Below are 16887 nucleotides of genomic sequence, written 5' to 3' on the forward strand. Positions count from 1 at the left end.
GCCGTCCGCCGGGCTCAGTCCGCCGGCGGCGTTGGCGCGGGACGCGGGCTGCGGGCCAGCAAGGCCACGCCGCCCAGCACCAGCAGCGTGCCGGCGCCGATCCAGGGATTGAGCGCCTCGTCCAGCAGCAGCAGGCCCAGCAGCAGGGTGGAAAGCGGGCCGACCATGCCGGTGTGCGCCGCCGTCGCCGGGCCGAGCCGCTCGACGGCCATCATCACCATCAGCACCGGGGCCACCGTGCAGAACAGGCTGTTGACGACGGCCAGGCCCCAGACCGGCGCCGGCAGCCCGGCCAGGCCCGCCCAGGGCCCGCCGCCCAGCTTGCCGGCCAGGAAATGCGCGATCGCGAAGCCGCAGGCCACCGTGCTCGCCAGGCCGACCAGGCGCAGCGAGCCCAGGCGCTGCACCAGCTCGCCGCTGGCGACGAGGTAAACGGCATAGCTGAGCGCGCTGCCAAAGACCAGCAGCGCCCCCAGACCGATCGAGGAGCCCTCCGCCGCCGCCAGGCCGCGGGCCTGCAGCTCGTGGCCGAAGACCAGCAGCACGCCGGCATAGCTCAGGCCCATGGCCAGCAGCTGCCGCGGCTGCACCTTGCGCCCCAGGAGCAGGAAGCCGAGCAGCAGCACCAGGGTCGGATTCAGGTAGAGGATCAGCCGCTCCAGGCTGGCGCTGATGTGCTGCAGGCCGAGGAAGTCGAGGTAGCTCGCCAGGTAGTAGCCGCTGAAGCCCAGCAGCACGATGCGCAGGCAATCTGGCCGGCTGAGTGCCGGCCGGCCACGCCCCGCCCACCAGGCCATCAGCAGGAAGCAGGGCAAGGCCAGCAGCATGCGCAGGCCGAGCACGGTCAGTGCATCGACGCCGTGGCGGTACATGAGCTTGGCGACGATGGCCTTGCCGGAGAAACCGACGGCGCCGGCCATGGCCAGCGCAAAACCGGCCGCCCGCGCGCGGCCGGCTGCGGGCGAACGGCTCACGGCTTGAGGCCGGCGTGGATCACCTGGTGCAGACGCCGCACGCCGAGCCAGGTGGCCAGGGCGATCAGCGGGATGCTCAGCGCGACCGCCAGCTCGGGCTTGACCGGCAGGCCCAGCACGCTCGCCCCCTTGGCCAGGTAACCGATCAGGCCACTGCCGTAGTAGCTGATCGCGACGACGGACAGGCCCTCGACCGCGCTCTGCATCTGCAGCTGCAGCTGCTGGCGGCGGTTCATGCCGTCGAGCAGGGCCTGGCTGGCTTCCTGGGCTTCGATCTCCACCCGGGTGCGCAGCAGGTTGCTGGTGCGCGAGATGCGCTCGGACAGGGCCTGCTGGCGACGTGCCGCCCAGGCGCAGGTCTGCATGGCCGGCGCAAGGCGGCGGTCCATGAACTCGCGCAGGGTCTGCAGATTGGGCAGGCCGGATTCATGCAGCTCGTCGATGCGGCGCTGCATCAGCTCGAAGTAGGCCGCGCTGGCCGAGAAGCGCGCATGGGTCGAGGCGTAGAGGCTCTCCACCCGGCCGGCCAGCTGGGTGAGCTCGCGCAGCAGCTCGGGCTCGCGCTCGCGGCGGGCGCTGCGGATCTCGCCGGCGATGCGGGCGAGATCGCGCTCGGCGTCGGCCAGGGTGGCGCCCACCTCGCGCGCGGCCGGCAGGCCGAGCAGGGCCATCATGCGGTAGGTCTCGATCTCGACGATGCGCTGCACCGTGCGGCCGAGGCGGCGCGGGTTCATGCTGCCGACCCGCAGGACGAAGCGGGCCAGGCCGTCGGCATGCAGGCGGAAATCGGTCATCAGCTCGCCCGCGCCCTCCATGACGCTGGAGCCGACCAGGCTGTCCTCATCGAGCGCACGCCGCACCAGGCGCGGTCCGTTCTCGTCCTCGGCCGGCAGCACCATCAGATGCAGGCCGACCAGCCACTGCCCCGGCAGGGCCGCGAGCCAGTCCTGCGGCACCCGCGCCAGCGGCATGGCCTCGAAATCGTCGCTGCCGGCGTCCAGCGCGCGACGGAAGGTCCAGGTCTGGAACTCGGTGTGCTGCTCCCAGCGCAGGTGCAGCCCGCCGCCCAGGTCGACGCTCAGATGTCCGGCCCCCTCGGCCGGCTCGGGCAGGTGGCGGGCGCGCAGCAGCGCGCGCAGCTGATCGCGGGCCGCCTCGGCCACCTCGCCCGGCGGGGTCAGCAGGGCCAGGTGCGAGAGCGCCATCGGGGCCTGCAGGCGCTCGGGCGGACGGGCGTGAACCTCGTTGTGCAGGGACTCGCGCCAGGGATGCGATCGGGGCATGTGAGGGTTTCTCCTGGGGCGATCATAGACAGACGCCGGAAGGACGTCGGGGCCCGCCCCCTTCCGGGAACGGGCCCCGCGCTGGGTGAGGGCCCACCGGTCGACGGGCCCTCATGCCGGACGCCGGCTCAGTCCGCGTCCTTGAAGGCTTCCTCGCGGCGGTTCTTCACCGAGGGCAGCGCGACGATCACGATCAGCAGCACCGCCGCCACCAGCAGGCCGGCCGAGAGCGGCCGCGTGGCGAAGGTGCTCCAGTCGCCGCGCGAGAGCAGCAGCGCGCGGCGCAGGTTCTCTTCCATCATGGGGCCCAGGATGAAGCCCAGCAGCAGCGGCGCCGGTTCACAGCCCAGCTTGTAGAAGGCGTAGCCCAGCACGCCGAAGCCGGCGGCCATGAACACGTCGAAGTTGTTGTTGTTCAGCGTGTAGAGGCCGATGCAGCAGAAGGTCAGGATGGCCGGGAAGAGCACGCGGTAGGGCACGGTCAGCAGCTTGATCCACACGCCGATCAGCGGCAGGTTCAGGATCACCAGCATCAGGTTGCCGATCCACATCGAGGCGATCAGGCCCCAGAACAGCGCCGGGTCGCTGGTCATCACCTGCGGACCGGGCTGGATGCCCTTGATCGTCATCGCGCCGACCATCAGCGCCATCACCGCATTCGGCGGGATGCCCAGGGTGAGCATGGGGATGAAGCTGGTCTGCGCGCCGGCGTTGTTGGCCGATTCCGGACCGGCCACGCCCTGGATGGCGCCCTTGCCGAAACGGCTCGGATCCTTCGCCACCTTCTTCTCGACCGTGTAGGCCGCGAAGGAGGCCAGCAGCGCCCCGCCGCCCGGCAGCACGCCGAGGATGGAGCCCAGCGCGGTGCCGCGCAGCACGGCGGGGGCCGCGTCGCGGAAATCCTGCTTGGTCGGCCACAGGCCCTTCACGTCCTTGGTGAAGACCTCGCGGTGCTCGGCGGGCTTGCCGAGGTTGGCGATGATCTCGCCGAAGCCGAACACGCCCATGGCGATCGCGACGAAGCTGATGCCGTCGGTCAGCTCGGCGATGTCGAAGCTGTAGCGCGGGATGCCGGAGATCACGTCGGTGTTGACCTGGCCGATCAGCAGGCCCAGCACGATCATCGCGATCGCCTTGACCAGCGAGCCCGAGGCCAGCACCACGGCGCCGATCAGGCCCAGCACCATCAGGCTGAAGTACTCGGCCGGGCCGAACTGGAAGGCCAGCTCGGTCAGCGGCGGCGCGAAGGCCGCGATGATCAGCGTGCCGACGCTGCCGGCGAAGAAACTGCCCAGCGCGGCCGTCGACAGCGCGGCGCCGGCGCGGCCCTGGCGGGCCATCTGGTAGCCGTCGATCGCGGTGACGACGGAGCTGGATTCACCCGGCACATTGATCAGGATGGCGGTGGTCGAGCCGCCGTACTGCGCGCCGTAGTAGATGCCGGCCAGCATGATCAGCGCGGGCGTCGCGTCCAGCGCGTAGATCGAGGGCAGCAGCATGGCCATGGTGGCCACCGGACCCAGGCCGGGCAGCACGCCGATCAGCGTGCCGAGCAGGCAGCCGAAGAAGCCGTAGGTCAGGTTCTGGAAGGTCAGCGCGGTCTGGAAACCGAGCATCAGGTTGTTGATCAGGTCCATGGGACAGCCTTCCGGTTCAGCCGAGGAACGCCGGCCACAGCGGCAGCGTCAGGGACAGGCCCTTGATGAAGAGCAGCCAGGCCAGGGTGGTGAGCACCACGGCCGAGACGAGGGCATCGCGCAGGCTGAACTCGTCGCCCGCCGCACTCGCCCCGAAGACCAGCAGCGGCAAGGCCACGGCCAGGCCCAGGCGCGGCAGCAGCAGACCGAAGAGCACGACGCTGCCGAGGATGGTGATCAGCGGCTTCCACGCCAGCTTGCCGATCGGCTCGCCGTCCTCGGTTTCCAGCGTGAGCGCCTTGAACAGCACCATCGCGCCGAGCACGGCCAGGATCAGGCCGAGCAGCATCGGGAAATAGCCCGGGCCGGGACGGGCCGAGACACCGAAGTCGTAGGTGCTCGCCCCCAGGGCGAAGGACACGCCGACGGCGAGGAACATCAGTCCTGCGCCAAAGTCGCGTTGGCTCTTGATCTTCATGGTGGTGGAGGTCTCCGGTCCGGTGGTCCTGCGCCCGCATCGGGCGCATGCCGTCTTGGCGCGGCGGCCGCGGGCTGCGGCTGGCTGCTGGGCATTGTAGGAAGCGACCCCCGGGGGGGGCTGCGGATTTCACGTAGTGGCATCCCGCAGCCCGCGGCGCCCCGCAGGCGCCAGGCTCAGCCGCTGCGGCTGAGGCTGCGGGCCCAGCGCGAGGCCGGCAGCTTCATCACCCGCTGCAGCTCGGCGGCCCGTGCGGCCAGCGTCTCGCGCTCCGGCCAGGGGCCGTCACGCCAGGCGAGCAGCACGGTGTTGCCCTCCTCGGTCGGCGGCAGCCATGCGACATGGGCCGCGCCGAAGGCCGCGCGCAGGCGGCGCAGGCTGCCCGCGAGATGGGCCCGCCAGCCGAAGACGTTCACGCTCATCACGCCATCCTCGCCCAGCACGGCGCGGCAGTCGCGGTAGAAGACTTCGTCGTCGAGCACCGGGGCCGCGGCGTCGTGGTCGTAGAGGTCGACGCAGAGCAGGTCGGCCGTGCCGAGCTGCGCCGGCTGGCGCACCCAGTCGGCCGCATCGGCCACCACCACGGCCAGGCGGGCATCGTCCGGCGGCAGCTTGAACCACTGGCGGCAGGCCTGCACGACCTGCGGATTCAGCTCGACCGCGGTGCTGCGCCAGCGCAGGGTCTGGTGGCAGGCCTTGGTCAGCGCGGCTGCGCCCAGACCGAGCTGCACGGCATGCGGCAGCGCTTCGCCGGGCTGCGGTTCGAGCGGCCCGCGGCGCAGCAGCAGGGCGGCCATCATGCGCTGCACATAGTCCAGCTCGATCTTCCAGGGCGAGCGGATGCGCATCGTGCCCTGCACCCACTCGGTGTCGCCCAGGTGCAGATGGCGCAGGCCCTCGCCTTCGGAGAGGGACACGGCGGGCAGTTCGGTTCTCGGGTCGGTCGGCACGGGGGCTCGCGTTCAGGGCAAAGGATGGGGCTGCGGCAGCGCGCCGCACAGGCCGGCCAGCCGCGGCAGCGCAGCCAGGGCGTTGCGCGTGGTCTGGGCGGCGGTGTGCGCGGCATCCCAGCCGCGCAGGTCGGCCAGGGTCTGGGCGATGCGCGGCAGCTCGGCCGGTTCGTTGCGGCCGTGGGCCAGGCCGGCGGCACGCTGCTCGGCCCGGCGGTAGAGCCAGGGGGGCGGAATGTCCGGGGCATCGGTTTCCAGCACCAGGGCCGAGTCGGGCAGCTGGGTGGCCAGGGTGCGCAGCTGCAAGGCGCGTTCAAAGACCAGGGCACCGCCGAAGCCCAGCGCGAAGCCCAGGTCGACGAAGGCCTGCGCCTGCTGCAGGCTGCCGTTGAAGGCATGGGCGATGCCGCCCATGCCGGGCCGGCGGCGCAGGTGCTTGAGCAGGCCGTCGGCCGAGCGCCGCACATGCAGCAGCACCGGCAGGCCGTGGCGCGCGGCCAGGCCCAGCTGGGCGGCATACATGCGCTCCTGCCGGGCGCGGTCCAGGCCGGGCACGAAGTGGTCGAGGCCGATCTCCCCGACGGCCACCCGCCGCGGGTCGTCGCGGCAGGCATCCAGCGCGGCGTCGAGCGCATCGAGCGCCGCGGTCTCGGCGGCGCGGTCGCTCAGGCGATCCAGGGCCAGGGGATGCAGGCCCAGCGCATAGGCCAGACCATGGGCGTGGGCCAGGGCCTGCACCGGGGCGAAATCCGCCGTGTCGACCGCCGGCAGCACCATCTGCCCGACCCCGGCCGCCCGGGCGCGGGCCACCACGGCCGCGGCATCGGGCGCGAACTCGCTGGCGCTGAGGTGACAGTGGGTATCGATCCACATGGCAAAGACGTCGGGGGCGACTAGCATGCGGCCTCGCCGGCGGCCAGGGGCCACCGGCGCGTGCCGACCGTCGATTGTTTCAGGAGCGCCCCATGAAGCTTGTCCGCCCTCTTCTCCTTGCCCTGGCCGCCGTCGTGGCCGGCTGCGGCACCGTCGAACTGCCGCCGGCCCGCGTGGCCGACGGCGAGCTGCCGCTGCCCGAGGGCTACACCGGCTGGAGCAAGTTCCTCTCGGCCGTGCAGCGACCCGATGCCAAGCAGGTGCGCGAGATCTACATGAACCGCGCCGCCACCCAGGGCACGGCCGCCGCCGGCTTCCCGAACGGCAGCGTGTTCGTGATGGAGAACTATGCGGCCCAGGCCAACCCGGACGGCACGCTCAAGACCGGCCCGGACGGCAAGCTCGTCAAGGGGGATCTGCTGCGCGTCTTCGTGATGGGCAAGCAGGCCGGCTGGGGCGAGGGCGTGCCCGAGGCCACCCGCACCGGCAACTGGGTCTACGCGGCCTACCTGGCCAGCGGCCAGAAGAGCGCCGACAACCTGGGCACCTGCCGGGCCTGCCATGTCGCGCTGAAGGACAAGCCGGTCGACTTCGTCTTCCGCTACGACGAGTACTTCAGCAGCAAGCGCAGCCAGGCCCTGGACCCGGCCCTGCGCCTGGCCCTGGCCCAGCCCGCCGGCACGGCGACCGACCTTCCGCCGGCCGTGCTGGCCGCGCTGCACGGCGGTCGCTGAACACCGCGCCCGGCCGGCGGGACGCGGCTGCGCCCCGCCGGCCCCTCCCCTGCCGCTCTCGACGGGCTGTCCGCCCGGACCCCATGCCCGCCCTGCCGCCCCGCCAGCCGCCGTCTCCGGCCGCCCTCCTCCGCCCGATCGCCACGCGCCTGCGGGCCGGCCTCCGCTGGCTGGGCTGGCTGGGCCTGGTGGCCGGCAGCCTGCTGCCCGCCCAGGCCCAGACGCCGGCGCACGCGCCTGCCGCATCCAGCCCGGTCGCGGCGGCGGCAGCCCTCGCCCCGGCCGAGCTGCCGCCGGCCGAGCAGGGCCTGCTCTGGCGGGTGCAGGCCGCCGAGGGCCAGGGGGCGCCGAGCTTCCTCTACGGCACGCTGCACATCGACGACCGCCGCCTGATCGCCCGGCTGGATCAGCTCCCACCCCTGCGCGACGCCCTGGACGGCGCCCGCCTGCTGATGCTGGAGCTGCTGCCCAGCGCCGACGACGCCCGGGCCTTCCAGCAGGCCACCCAGCTGCCCGCGGGCGAGAGCCTGCAAGCCCTGACCGGCCCGGCCCTGGGCCAGACGGTGATCGGCCTGCTGCGCGACCGCTACGGCATTCCGCCGGAGGCCGCCTCGCGCTTCAAGCCCTGGGCCGCCTACCTTTTCCTGAACCAGCCGGCCCGGCCGATCGGCGAAATCCTGGACCGCGCGATCCTGGCCCGCGCCCAGCGCGCGGGCCGGCCCCTGGCGGCCCTGGAGACCCTGGACCAGCAGCTCGGCGCCCTCGACGGCCTGCCCATGCCGCAGCAGCTCAAGCTGCTGGAATCGGTCGCGCTGCGCCATGACCGCACCCAGGCCGCGATCGAGGGCCTGATCCAGCTCTACCTGGAGGAAGACCTCAACGGCCTGGCCGACCTGCAACAGCCCGGTCCGCGCGACGACGCCGAGCTGGCCGCCGCCCATGCCGCGCTGGTCGAGCGCCTGGTCACCCAGCGCAACCACGGCATGGTGCGCAACCTGGCGGCCGAGCTGAAGACCGGCGGGGTGTTCGTGGCGGTCGGCGCCCTGCACCTCTGGGGCGATCAGGGCCTGCCGGCCCTGCTGGCACGCGAAGGCTGGTCGGTTCAGCGGGTGCGCTGAACCGGACCCGAGGCCGCGCTCAGACGAGCCGGCCGGCCTGCAGGCGCAGCAGGCGGTCGCAGCGGGCGGCGAGGCTCTCGTCGTGGGTGACGACGACGAAGGCCGTGCCGCGCTCGCGCGCCAGCTTCAGCATCAGCTGGAAGACGGTCTCGGCGCTGCCGCGGTCGAGGTTGCCGGTCGGCTCGTCGGCCAGCACGGCCGCTGGCCGGGTGACCAGGGCCCGCGCCACCGCCACCCGCTGGCGCTCGCCGCCCGAAAGCTCGGCCGGACGATGCTCCAGCCGCGCCGCCAGGCCGACTTCGGCCAGCATGGCCGCGGCGGACGCGCGGGCCTCGGCGCGCGGCATGCGGCGGATGGCGAGCGGCATCGCCACGTTGTCGAGCGCGCTGAACTCTGGCAGCAGGTGGTGGAACTGGTAGATGAAGCCCAGCTGGCGGTTGCGCCAGGCCCCCTGCTCGGCCGGCGTCAGGTGGGCGCCCTCGCCGTTGAAGGCGCGGCCGGCCAGGGCCACCGAACCGGCACTCGGCCGGTCCAGGCCGCCCAGCAGGTGCAGCAGGGTGCTCTTGCCCGAGCCGGAGGCGCCGACCACGGCCAGGGTCTCGCCGGGCTGCAGGCGCAGGTCCACGCCGTGCAGCACGGCCACGTCCAGGCCGCCCTCGGTGTAGCGCCGGCTGAGGCCGCGGGCCTCGATCACGGGATCGCTCATCTCACTCGTAGCGCAGGGCTTCGGCGGGCTGCACGCGGCTTGCGCGCCAGCTCGGGTAGAGGGTGGCCAGGAAGGCCAGTGCCAGGGAGATCAGCGCGATCGGCACGATGTCGGCCGACTGCGGATCGCTGGGCATGCGGCTGATCAGGTAGATGCTGCCGGGCAGGAAGCTGGCGTTGAACAGGCGTTCCAGCGCCGGCACGATCACATCGATGTTGCAGGCCACCAGCAGGCCCAGGCCCAGGCCGGAGAGCGTGCCGATCACCCCGGCCGTCGCGCCCTGCACGATGAAGATGCCCATGATCGAGCGCGGGCTCGCCCCCAGGGTGCGCAGGATGGCGATGTCGGCGCGCTTGTCGGTCACCGTCATCACCAGGGTGCTGACCAGGTTGAAGGCCGCCACCGCCACGATGAGCGTGAGGATGATGGCCATCATCCGCTTCTCCAGCTGCACGGCGGCGAACCAGTTCTCGTTGCTGCGCGTCCAGTCGCGCACCTGCACCTGCGGGCCGAGCCGGGCGGCCAGGCGCTCGGCCACGGCGCGGGCGGCCTGGGCGTCCTTCAGCTTGAGCTGCACGCCGGTCGGGCCCTGGGTGCGGAAGAGCCGCGCGGCATCGTCCAGATGCATCAGCACCAGCGCGCTGTCGTATTCGAAATGGCCGGCGAAGAAGGTGCCCGCCAGGTTCATCTGCTTCATGCGCGGCACCACGCCGGCCGGGGTGACCTGGCCGCTGGGGGTGACCACCGTCACCGGCTCGCCGGGCATCACGCGAAGAGTGCGGGCGAGCTCGCTGCCCGCAATCACCTGCCAGGCGCCGGGCTGCAGCGCGGCCAGCTCGCCCCGGGCGGCGAGCTGCGCGGCCAGCGGGGTGACGGCGGGCTCCTCGGCCGGATCGATGCCGCGCAGGATGGCGCCGCGCAGCGTCTCGCCGCGGCCCACCAGGGCCTGCGCCGCCACGAAGGGCGCGGCGCCGATCACCTCCGGCTCGCGCCGGGCCTCGGCGGCCAGGGCGCGCCAGTCGGCCAGGGCCTCGCCGTCGGCGCTGATCAGCTCGACATGCGCGATCACGCCCAGCATGCGGTCGCGCACCTCCTTCTGGAAGCCGTTCATCACGCTCAGCACGATGATCAGCGCCGCCACGCCCAGCGCGATGCCCAGCACCGACACGCCCGAGATGAAGCTGATGAAGCCATTGCGCCGCCCGGCCCGGCCGGCGCGCGTGTAGCGCCAGCCCACCCTCCATTCATAGGGCCACTCGAAACGCAGGGACATGGGGGCAGCGGGGCAGGCGGGGTTTGGAATCGTTCGGGACACATCCCGAGGGCGCCGGATGCTACCCGAGCCCCTGCGCAGCCCCTCGGGATAATCCGGCCCCATGCCCTCCCCCCTCGGCGTGTCCGCCCCCCGCACCCTCGTCCTGTCCTTCTGCAACGGGCCCACCGACGAAGCCGGCGAGCCCCTGGCCCCGCCCCCCGCCCTGCCCCATCTGGCCGCTCTGCTGGGCCGGCTGGACCGCCTGGACACCGAGCCGGGCGAGGTCGAAGACCCGATCCCCCCGCACGAACGCGCCCTGGCCCGCGCCTGGGGCTGGTCGGCCGAGCAGCCCCCGCCCCTGGCCGCCGCCCGCGCCCGGGCCCTGGGCCTTCAGCCCGCGGCCGACGAAGCCTGGGGCCTGCTCCAGCCCGTGCACTGGGCCGTGGGCCGCGAGCATGTCCGCATGGGTGACCCCGAGGCCCTGGGCCTGGACGAGGCCTCGGGCCGCGAAGTCTTCGACGCCCTCGAGCCCCTGTTCCGCTCCGCCGGCTGGGCCCTGCACTGGGGCGGGCCGACCGCCTGGTTCCTCGTGCATCCCGACCTGGACGGCCTGGCCACCGCCTCGCCCGACCGCGTGATCGGCCGCAACCCCGACCGCTGGATGCCCGAGGCCCGCGCCGCCCGCAGCTTCCGCCGCCTGCAGGCCGAGGTGCAGATGACGCTCTACACCCACCCGCTCAACGCCGCCCGCGAGGCCCGCGGCCTGCCCGCCATCAACAGCGTGTGGCTCAGCGGCTGCGGCCGGCCGCAGCCGCTGGCGCCCGGCGTCATCCACCTGGACGCCCTGCGCGCGCCCAGCCTGGCCCAGGACGTGACCGCCTGGCAGGCCGCCTGGCAGCAGCTCGACGCCGGTCCGCTGGCCCAGGCCCTGGCCGATCTGCGCGCCGGCCAGGCCCTCAGCCTGTGGCTGTGCGGCGAGCGCCAGGCCGCGCACTTCGGCCCGCGCCCGCGTGGCTGGCTGCAGGGCCTGCGCGCCCGCTGGCAGGCGCCTGCGCCGGCCGCCGTGCTGGCCGCGCTGTGAGGCGCGCATGAACGCGCCCGGCGCCCCCCGCCTGGTCGAACGCGCCGCCCAGCCCCGCCCCGCCTGGGCGCTGGAACAGGCCGGCATCCATCCGCTGCTGGCGCGGCTCTATGCCGCCCGCGGCGTGCGCGCCGCCGAGGAAGTCGACCCCAGCCTGCAACACCTCATCCCCCCCGCCCGCCTGCGCGGTGCGGCCGAGGCCGGCGCCGCCCTGGCCCGCGCCCTCGCCCAGGGCGAGCGCCTGCTCGTGGTGGCCGACTACGACTGCGACGGCGCCACCGCCTGCGCGCTGGCCCTGCGCGGCCTGGCCCTGCTGGGCGCCCGGCCCGAACAGCTCGGCTACGTCGTGCCCGACCGCGCGCGGCACGGCTACGGCCTCTCGCCCGCCGTCGTCGAGCAGGCCCTGGCCGCCGCCGGCCCGCGCCGGCCGGACTGGCTCATCACCGTGGACAACGGCATCGCCAGCTTCGAAGGCATCCAGGCCGCCCAGGCCCGCGGCGTGAAAGTGCTGGTCACCGACCACCACCTGCCCGCCCTGCGGGACGGCGTGCCGCAGCTGCCGCCGGCCGAAATCATCGTCAACCCCAACCAGCCCGGCTGCGACTTTCCCAGCAAGGCCCTCGCGGGCGTCGGCGTCATGTTCTACGTGCTGCTGGCCACCCGCGCCGCCCAGCGCGAACAGGGCCGCTACGCCGACCGCCCCCAGCCCCGGCTGGACGGCCTGCTCGACCTCGTCGCCCTGGGCACCGTGGCCGACGTGGTGCGGCTCGACGCCAACAACCGCCGCCTCGTCGCCCAGGGCCTGCAGCGCATCCGCGCCGGCCAGATGCAGCCCGGCGTCGCCGCCCTCTTCGACGTGGCCGGCCGCGAGCCCGCCCGCGCCAGCGCCCAGGACTTCGGCTTCGCCCTCGGCCCCCGCCTGAATGCCGCCGGCCGGCTGGAGACCATGAACCTCGGCATCGAATGCCTGCTGGCCGAGGACCCTGCCGCCGCCCGCGAACTGGCCCAGCGCCTGGACGCCATCAACCGCGAGCGCCGCGAAGTGGAAGCCGGCATGCGCGAAGAGGCCCAAGCCCAGCTCGACGCCCAGCTCGCCCGCCTAGGCCAGGCCGAGCCGCCCGCCGGCCTGGCCCTGTTCGACGAAGGCTTCCACGAAGGCGTGGTCGGCATCGTCGCCGCCCGCCTCAAGGACCGCCTGCACCGCCCCACCTTCGTCTTCGCCCCCGGGGCCGACGGCGCGCTCAAAGGCTCGGGCCGGTCCATCCCCGGCTTCCACCTGCGCGACGCGCTGGACCTGGTGGCCAAGCGCGAGCCCGGCCTGCTCACCCGCTTCGGCGGCCACGCCATGGCCGCCGGCGCCACCCTGCCCGCCGAAGGCTTCCCGCGCTTCGCCGCCGCCTTCGCCCAGGTCGCCGCCGAAAGCCTGGACCCGAGCCAGCTCCACCGCGAACTGCTGACCGACGGCCCCCTGGATCCCGCCTGGATCGCCGACGACGCCACCGCCCTGGCGACCGCCCACACCCTGGACGCCGCCGTCTGGGGCCAGACCTTCGAAGCCCCCGTCTTCACCGACACCGTCGAGGTGCTGCAACAGCGCATCGTGGCCGAGAAGCACAGCAAGCTCACCCTGCGCCACGCCGGCCAGCGCCGCGACGCCATCTGGTTCGGCCACACCGAAGCCCTGCCCGCTCGCGTGCGCCTGGCCTACCGGCTCAGCGTGGATCGGTACAACGGGAGGGAGAGGGTGCAGTGGGTGGTGGAGGGGGTGGGGGTGGCGGGTTTGGAGGCAACTCCGTAGCAATCAAGCATCTGCGAACCCGGCGCTTTCATACAACCGCTACGGTTGGGTTGGAGTGTCCACTGAAGTAAAACCTGGCTCGAGTCAACTTGACCGAGGATGTAGGTTTCACTGCGGCAGGCGGGCGTGAATGTGCTGGACAAGTGGTTGAAAGACTGCGACACCAATGTCGTCAAGGTAGCGCTTTACAGCCAGCGTTCGAAGATAGTCGACTGACGTGGACGCTTCGTCAGCCAGAGCCTCGGAATACTTGTGGTGATCGTTAATTTCCCGCTGCACGAGTACGTGCGGGACGTCGATGCCAAACTCGGCCGCAAGCGCGGCGCGTACAGCAGAATTCGCATAGACCTCATGCTCCGGCGCTTGTGTCCCGGGAAACACATACATGCCCAGCGCATGGTCCGGACCAACGTCTGCATCCCGTACCGCGATATACGTTCTACCCAACCGCTGAAGCAATTTCGCTCCCGATCGTACAGCATTCTTATCACCAACCGCGTGAATCTCGACGCAGCGGAGCAGATCGCGATCACAACGCCGCACCATCTCCGTGAGAAGGAGCTTGGCGAACTCGTCTTCGACCAAAACCGTCATGTCTCGATGGTGCCCACCTGAAAGGATAGATCGAGCCCGTGCAGCCGAGAGTCCAGGGTACGCGGCCACTCCTTGAACATCGCGCGACAGCATGACCCTCGCGTCTGCCGGAAGCGTCTGGAGTAGCGTACTTGAGTGCGTCGTCAGGACAACCTGATGATGCCGACGGTTGCAGACATCAAGTAGATACCGGCCCAGTTCAAACTGGGCGTTCTCGTGGAGAGAAGTCTCCGGCTCTTCGATAATGAAGAGGCTCGGGGAGGGCGCATTCTCAAGCAGATCAACGAGATAGAGCGTTCGCCCTTCACCGAAGCCCATATTGTTTTCGGAGTACTGCGCACCGAAACGGGCAGCGATTCCAAGCTCTCCCTCCCGACCTCCATGTGTTATGCGCTGAAAGTGCATACCATCGTACTGCTGCCCCAAGATGCGCCCCACCCGTTGACGAACCTCACCTGGAATCGGTCGCTGGTTGCCAAGTGCCAACTGGGCAGCTCTGTAGACACTCAAATCGCGTTGCTCCACTTTTGGGATATAGATAGTGAAGCCGATGTAATAGCAGGTTCGCTCAGGTTGACGTTTATACCCACCCCACTCACGCTGTGTTCTAGCGATGGTGAGCGTCTGTGGAGCCTCAGGATCGCTAGTGTTGTACTCGTATATCACAGACGAATCTGCTGTGAATGGATTGGGATCCGCAAGGGATGCAGGAAAGAAATCCCGAATATAAAAGCGCTTATAGTCAAGCACTGTTCCCGGCTTCTTGTAACCGCCGAGGCAGAGTTGCCCGACAGTACTCTTTCCGGCGCCGTTCAACCCAGATATTGCTGTGATTGGAAATTGAAAGTCGACGCGAAGATCGGCAATACCCCGGAAGCCGAGAACATGGATCGAATTCAGAGAATGGCCAAAGTTCGCGTATCGGTTCGCTGGAAGATACTTGGCGGCGAGTTCTTTGCGAGGGTCTGACACGGCGAGCCCTTGTTAAATATACTATTTGATATGATGCGCATGACCCGGCGCGCCGGAGCATGTTGTCTCAAAGGAACGATTAAGTAGCACCCTGGACAAGCTCAGCCACCTTCGAAAGTGGGACAACCTTAGTTTGGTTGTCCGCACCATCGCGAAGAGTGCAGAAGAACCCTTGGCCAGATAATGAGATGAAGTGCCTTTCGATGAACCGCTCGATTGCTGCCAAATCATTCCAAAGTGATTGCCCGTTGTTTGCATGGAAGATCACCTTATCGGCCATAACATAAGGGTTTAGCTCATGAAGCCAGCGGTGCATCCGCTTGTACATTGCCACTAATTCGTTCGTTGAAATTCTCCGTTCGGGAACTCCATCAACTGCGATGCTGACATTATGCTCTGCATGCTCTTCCGGAGTCGCTTTGCGCAAGACGCTGGGATTGGGAAAGGTGTTGAGCGCCTTCTTGTGCAGACTGCCAAGGATCGTCTCGGCGTTCCACTGGCCTTTCGCTTCTCGAGGAATGTATTTCAGGCCCACGTCTGTGGCGACGATGCATCCGAAGGCAATACCTTCGATGATTTTCCTGCCATGAAAAGCTGCTGTTTCTGCCCTACCGAAATCTCCACCGCCCTCCCCAGAAATCTTTGAAATCAGGTCGAGACGCTCTCGGATGGTCGACATCAGATCGAGGTACATCTGCTCGGGTGGAGTGTGCATGCGATGCCTAACTTGTAATGGACACGACCATATTGATCCGTTTTTGCCGCCTAATGTTCGAAACCCACGAATGGCACACAATCAAGTTCGCTCACTAAAGAACTATGCAATTCGCTCTGACGAGAGCGACTTTGAGCATGATAGACAGCTCAATCGCCTCTGACCTAGGTGAACACCCCGTCTCACTTGGCAATGCTACATGACACATGCGTGAGGCAACCTTGCAGGAACAGTGAGGCGACTGATAAATATAGACAGATGTTGACCAGGCGTTCAACGTTTCACCCTGTTTCATCAGCACCATCAGCCGGGCACCATTGATGTGTTCCATGTAGGGTGGTTGGAATGTAGCAACCCACCGAATTCGCTCAAGCCTCATTCGTTCCATTTCAGGAGGAACGCCTAACCCCACTGAACCCACGCCCCACCCTCGGCCAAGGCCGCGCCGCTACAGTGCCCGCATGAACCCCAAATCCCGCCGCCTCGTCCTCGCCGCCGGTCTCGCCAGCCTCACCGGGCTGGGGGCCGGGTTTCTCACCCTGGCACCGGGACGCCGGGCGCGGGCGGAGCCGGCGCTGAACCTGCCGATCGAGTCGCGCGGGGCGCTGGTGGCGCGCACGGTGGTGCAGGGGCTGGACCATCCCTGGGGGCTGGCGCCGCTGCCGGGTGCGGGCTCGGGCGAGGGTTTCAGCGGGCGTTTCCTGGTCACCGAGCGTTCGGGGACGATGCGGGTGGCGGGGTTGGATGGTTCGCTGTCGGCCCCGCTGGGCGGGCTGCTGCCGGCGGTGGTGGCCGGCCAGGGCGGTTTGCTGGATGTGGTGCTGCATCCGCGCTTTGCCGAGAACGGCTGGGTCTACTGGACGTTTTCCGAGGCGGACGGCGCCGACACGCGCCGGGCCGGCACCTCGCTGGCGCGCGGGCGGCTGGACTTGGCGGCGGGCAAGCTGAGCGAGGTGAAGGTGCTGTTCCGCCAAGCGCCCAAGGTGCAGGGCGGCAACCATTTCGGCGGGCGGCTGGTGTGGGATCGACAGGGCATGCTGTTCATGACCCTGGGCGACCGGGGCGGCTTCCGCAAGGAGGCGCAGGTGCTGGGCCACCATCTGGGCAAGGTGCTCCGACTGGACGAGCACGGCCAGCCGGCGCCGGGCAACCCGAGCTTTGCGCAGGGCGGCGCGGCGCCGGAGGTCTGGAGCTACGGCCACCGCAATGTGCAGGGTGCGGCCCTGCATCCGCAGACGGGCGAGCTGTGGGCCCACGAGCACGGCCCGCAGGGCGGCGACGAGCTGAACCGGGTGCAGCCGGGCCGCAACCACGGCTGGCCGGTGGTGACTTACGGGCGCGAGTACGGCAGCGGCTTGGTGATCGGCCAGGCGGAGACGCGGGCCGACGTGGTGCCGGCGCTGCGCACCTGGGTGCCGTCGATCGCGCCGAGCGGCCTGGCCTTCGTGGGCGGCGCGGGCGGGCCGGAACGCTACCCGGGCGCGACCGGCCAGCCGGTGCTGGGCGCCCTGCGCGGCCAGGTGCTGGTGCGGCTGGAGCTGGACGGCAGCGCCCCGGCCAGCGCGCCGCGGGTGCTGCGCGAGCTGCGGCTGGATGCGGGCGTGCGCATCCGCGATGTGCGGGCCGCGCCGGACGGCTGGCTTTATGTGCTGACCGACGAGCCCGAGAACGGCCGGCTGCTGCGGGTGGAGAAGCTGTAGGCGGATCGGGCGCCTGCGC

The 16887-nt window shown here is 70.4% G+C and carries 15 protein-coding genes; 5 read left to right on the plus strand and 10 right to left on the minus strand.

Going from position 1 to position 16887, the window contains the following annotated elements; translation table 11 throughout:
• Positions 1–14 precede the first annotated feature (14 nt).
• The 6 genes from H4F90_RS04375 to H4F90_RS04400 all read right to left on the minus strand — a co-directional run bounded on the left by H4F90_RS04375 (position 15) and on the right by H4F90_RS04400 (position 6222).
• Positions 15–974 (minus strand): DMT family transporter, encoded by a 960-nt coding sequence (locus H4F90_RS04375; RefSeq protein WP_328700820.1) that lies wholly within the window; start codon positions 972–974, stop codon positions 15–17.
• Positions 971–2257 carry a DUF3422 family protein gene (locus H4F90_RS04380; RefSeq protein WP_182661816.1) on the minus strand — a complete coding sequence of 429 codons (1287 nt, stop codon included), beginning with the start codon at positions 2255–2257 and terminating at the stop codon, positions 971–973. The genes H4F90_RS04375 and H4F90_RS04380 overlap by 4 nt, the downstream gene beginning before the upstream one ends.
• A 128-nt stretch (positions 2258–2385) precedes the next feature.
• On the minus strand, positions 2386–3894 hold the full coding sequence (locus H4F90_RS04385) for a tripartite tricarboxylate transporter permease (protein ID WP_182661818.1): 1509 nt from the start codon (positions 3892–3894) through the stop codon (positions 2386–2388).
• A 16-nt stretch (positions 3895–3910) separates the two neighbouring features.
• Positions 3911–4372 carry a tripartite tricarboxylate transporter TctB family protein gene (locus H4F90_RS04390; RefSeq protein ID WP_182661820.1) on the minus strand — a complete coding sequence of 154 codons (462 nt, stop codon included), beginning with the start codon at positions 4370–4372 and terminating at the stop codon, positions 3911–3913.
• A 176-nt stretch (positions 4373–4548) separates the two neighbouring features.
• Complete coding sequence (locus tag H4F90_RS04395; RefSeq protein WP_328700821.1) at positions 4549–5289, minus strand: spermine/spermidine synthase domain-containing protein; 741 nt, start codon at positions 5287–5289, stop codon at positions 4549–4551.
• A 45-nt stretch (positions 5290–5334) separates the two neighbouring features.
• Positions 5335–6222, minus strand: coding sequence for a TatD family hydrolase (locus H4F90_RS04400; RefSeq protein WP_235971950.1), 888 nt, complete (start codon positions 6220–6222; stop codon positions 5335–5337).
• A gap of 65 nt (positions 6223–6287) precedes the next feature.
• Here H4F90_RS04400 and H4F90_RS04405 point away from each other — a divergent pair, with 65 nt between their 5' ends.
• Positions 6288–6929 carry a cytochrome P460 family protein gene (locus H4F90_RS04405; protein WP_182661822.1) on the plus strand — a complete coding sequence of 214 codons (642 nt, stop codon included), beginning with the start codon at positions 6288–6290 and terminating at the stop codon, positions 6927–6929.
• An 83-nt stretch (positions 6930–7012) separates the two neighbouring features.
• The gene (locus H4F90_RS04410; protein ID WP_182661824.1) at positions 7013–8047 is read left to right on the plus strand and encodes a TraB/GumN family protein; all 1035 of its coding nucleotides are present in this window, start codon (positions 7013–7015) and stop codon (positions 8045–8047) included.
• Positions 8048–8066: 19 nt separating this feature from the next.
• Here H4F90_RS04410 and H4F90_RS04415 read toward each other — a convergent pair whose 3' ends face one another.
• Entirely contained in the window at positions 8067–8753 is a 687-nt protein-coding gene (locus H4F90_RS04415) for an ABC transporter ATP-binding protein (RefSeq protein ID WP_182661826.1), read from the minus strand.
• A 1-nt stretch (position 8754) separates the two neighbouring features.
• Positions 8755–10026 (minus strand): lipoprotein-releasing ABC transporter permease subunit, encoded by a 1272-nt coding sequence (locus tag H4F90_RS04420; RefSeq protein ID WP_182661828.1) that lies wholly within the window; start codon positions 10024–10026, stop codon positions 8755–8757.
• Between the two features lie 103 nt (positions 10027–10129).
• On the opposite strand from H4F90_RS04420, the gene H4F90_RS04425 reads away from it, so the two are divergent.
• Together H4F90_RS04425 and recJ are read left to right on the plus strand one after the other, a co-directional pair.
• Positions 10130–11089: a hypothetical protein gene (locus H4F90_RS04425; protein WP_182661830.1), complete on the plus strand. Its 960-nt coding sequence runs from the start codon at positions 10130–10132 to the stop codon at positions 11087–11089.
• Positions 11090–11096: 7 nt separating this feature from the next.
• Complete coding sequence (gene recJ, locus H4F90_RS04430) at positions 11097–12887, plus strand: single-stranded-DNA-specific exonuclease RecJ (protein WP_182661832.1); 1791 nt, start codon at positions 11097–11099, stop codon at positions 12885–12887.
• Between the two features lie 108 nt (positions 12888–12995).
• Here the strand turns inward: recJ and H4F90_RS15735 are convergent, their stop codons facing one another.
• Positions 12996–14453 carry an ATP-dependent nuclease gene (locus H4F90_RS15735; protein WP_182661834.1) on the minus strand — a complete coding sequence of 486 codons (1458 nt, stop codon included), beginning with the start codon at positions 14451–14453 and terminating at the stop codon, positions 12996–12998.
• A gap of 79 nt (positions 14454–14532) precedes the next feature.
• Positions 14533–15147: a hypothetical protein gene (locus tag H4F90_RS04440; protein ID WP_182661835.1), complete on the minus strand. Its 615-nt coding sequence runs from the start codon at positions 15145–15147 to the stop codon at positions 14533–14535.
• Between the two features lie 482 nt (positions 15148–15629).
• On the opposite strand from H4F90_RS04440, the gene H4F90_RS04445 reads away from it, so the two are divergent.
• Positions 15630–16868: a PQQ-dependent sugar dehydrogenase gene (locus H4F90_RS04445; RefSeq protein WP_182661837.1), complete on the plus strand. Its 1239-nt coding sequence runs from the start codon at positions 15630–15632 to the stop codon at positions 16866–16868.
• Positions 16869–16887: the final 19 nt, after the last annotated feature.

This window comes from Aquariibacter albus, assembly GCF_014145335.1.
GTDB lineage: Bacteria > Pseudomonadota > Gammaproteobacteria > Burkholderiales > Burkholderiaceae_C > Aquariibacter > Aquariibacter albus.